Raw genomic sequence first — 2131 nt, 5'->3', positions numbered from 1 at the left:
GGGGCATCGACCTGGTGCGCGTGCTGAGCGGCTACATGGATATCGGTGCGGACGACTTCGAGACCTAACAAGGCTCTGCCTCAGACCCAGGACGCGTGTGCACCGATCGCCGAGCCTGTTTATCGCCCATAATCGCTGCAGGGACACGTCACAGATATATGTTAGCAGCGGCTCAGCACACGCGTTCACCCGTGAAGGGGTCGCGTCCCTTCCGGAACTCGCAGACAGAGGACCACTGGTCATGGTCGTCGATGCCTTCCTGATGCGGGCAGCCGATGATGCGCGGTCATGGCGACGGGAGATCGCCCCTACTCATGACCGAGCCCGGCCCTGCGGAGCACCACCCCCCAATCGAACGGGTCTGAACCGGGTCTTGGGCCTCGAGGCCTTGTGAGTTCGTGCTTGCGGCGGCGTTGCTGAAATTAAGGATAAACCGCGATCAATGGCCCAATTCGCCGGTACAGCATTTGGTACAGCATCACAGAATCGGATCGGGTTGAAACGCCGATGCCGCAATCATTTTCCGGCGCGAAGCGTTCCATCCATCATCGGTGCAACGCAGAAACGGTGGCCCAACATATTGAGGTCATTCTACTTTGTCGTCTCGCCAGGAATAACTGATTTTTGCGCCGGCGCAAATTCATGACAGACAGTTGAGGCATTTTCCTTCCATTTCAGGCACTTAGACGCGTGACTTGTTTCGTTACGACCATATCGCGATTTTATCCGCACGAAGGTGAGCTGTTGCCCGAGCCCCAGGAATGCTGAACGTGGCGCAGCGTTTCCTCACCAACGTACCCTGGAAGGCGATCTGGCCGGGACTTGCAATTTTTCTCGTGGTGCATCTCGCGGCGACGGCCTGCGCGACTCGCTCGATCCGCGGCAGCGGTGAGCGGAGTTAGATCACCATCTCCCGAGCCACGCGGCGGCAATCCATCTCGAATTCGAGGTCGATCACAGGCGGCCGGGCGAAATGCCAGGTCAGGCCCGAACGTGCAGCGCCGTGGCGCACTAGCTCTTCAGCATAGACCGGATAGAAATCCCTGACGGTATAGGCCTGGACCCCGGTTGCATCTTTCCAGCCAAAGCCGAACGCCTGCATGCGGCTTTCCATCTGGCTCACGGTGAATCGAACCTTGTCCTTCATGCCGTCTGCAGAGACGTCGCGATAGCGCACGGTGCGCTCGGGATAGCCTCCCGCGCCCTCGCGCGCTTCGGCGCCACCTGCGATGACGAAGGTCGACGTCGCGGTCTGGCTCGGACGCGTGAAGGAGAAAGCGTAGAACGATGGCTCGGATGGCGGCTCGATCTCGGGGGCGACATTGCTTCGCGCTACCGGATTGGTGGTGCCGTCATAAATGCCCCATTCGGCGAGCGCCTTCACATAGTGAAGGTTGAAGTCGCGAAAGCCTACTTCGGTGAATGCCGCAGGCGAGCGCAATTCGCAGGCGCAGAACGACGTCAGCGGCCGCCCTACCGCCCGGATGTATTTTGCGACTTGCGCAAAGCCTTCGGCGAGGGCAACCGGCTTGTCGAAGCGCACGCGCTCGATCTCGTAGCCGGGATCCGCCGCGGCGCCGCTCGAATATTGAAAAACGGCCGGAATGAACCGGTAATTACCGGCGGGGAAATCGCGCGTCATGTCGGCTGCTCCTTCTATTCGAATTGCATCCGGACGCCCTTGGCGCCGTTCAACAATCGCTTGAGGTGGAAGCCCGCCAACGGATAGTCGGCGTGCGACCCGACAAAAGCGGCGAATGCCGGCATGGCCGAGGCGCCGCCCGCTTCGAGCTTTGCAAAAGCCTGCATATTGCATCATCGCCGGCGCCTTGAAGGCATCCGCCGGCAGAGGCTCATAGGCACGCAACGGCTCGCTGCGGCCACGCAGGACCAGATCGCCCAGTGGCCTGTCCTGAAAGTTCTGATTCGGGTCCCCCAATACTTGTTGACGGCCTCCAATCGCGCCGCGGCATTGATGGTGTCGCCGTACGCGGGGTAGTCGAAGAAGCGGCTGCCGCCGAAATTGCCGACCAGCGCGGGACCGGCGTGAACGCCGATGCGGGTGATGCCGAAATTCACGCCCCTCGCCTTCCAGCGTGCGCGAAATTCCTCCGCCTAGGAATCGAGGTCG

The 2131-nt window shown here is 60.9% G+C and carries 2 protein-coding genes and 1 pseudogene; 1 reads left to right on the top strand and 2 read right to left on the bottom strand.

Translation table 11 applies throughout. The features are described from left to right. Positions 1-770 precede the first annotated feature (770 nt). A complete protein-coding gene (locus tag VEJ16_05650; GenBank protein ID HYB09132.1) occupies positions 771-902 on the top strand; it encodes a hypothetical protein in 132 nt (43 codons plus the stop codon). Here VEJ16_05650 and VEJ16_05645 read toward each other — a convergent pair. Together VEJ16_05645 and VEJ16_05640 are read right to left on the bottom strand one after the other, a co-directional pair. Next, positions 899-1642, bottom strand: coding sequence for a hypothetical protein (locus tag VEJ16_05645; protein HYB09131.1), 744 nt, complete (start codon positions 1640-1642; stop codon positions 899-901). The two genes, VEJ16_05650 and VEJ16_05645, sit on opposite strands and share 4 nt — an antisense overlap. A gap of 14 nt (positions 1643-1656) precedes the next feature. After that, positions 1657-2131, bottom strand: a pseudogene (locus VEJ16_05640) (adenylate/guanylate cyclase domain-containing protein).

Source organism: Alphaproteobacteria bacterium, from assembly GCA_035625915.1.
Lineage (GTDB): Bacteria > Pseudomonadota > Alphaproteobacteria > JACZXZ01 > JACZXZ01 > DATDHA01.
This window is presented reverse-complemented; position numbering and strand designations above follow the sequence as displayed.

Bases quoted from the DNA above. Each gene is read 5' to 3' on its own strand.
- VEJ16_05645 (HYB09131.1), bottom strand. From the start codon at position 1,642: ATGACGCGCGATTTCCCCGCCGGTAATTACCGGTTCATTCCGGCCGTT.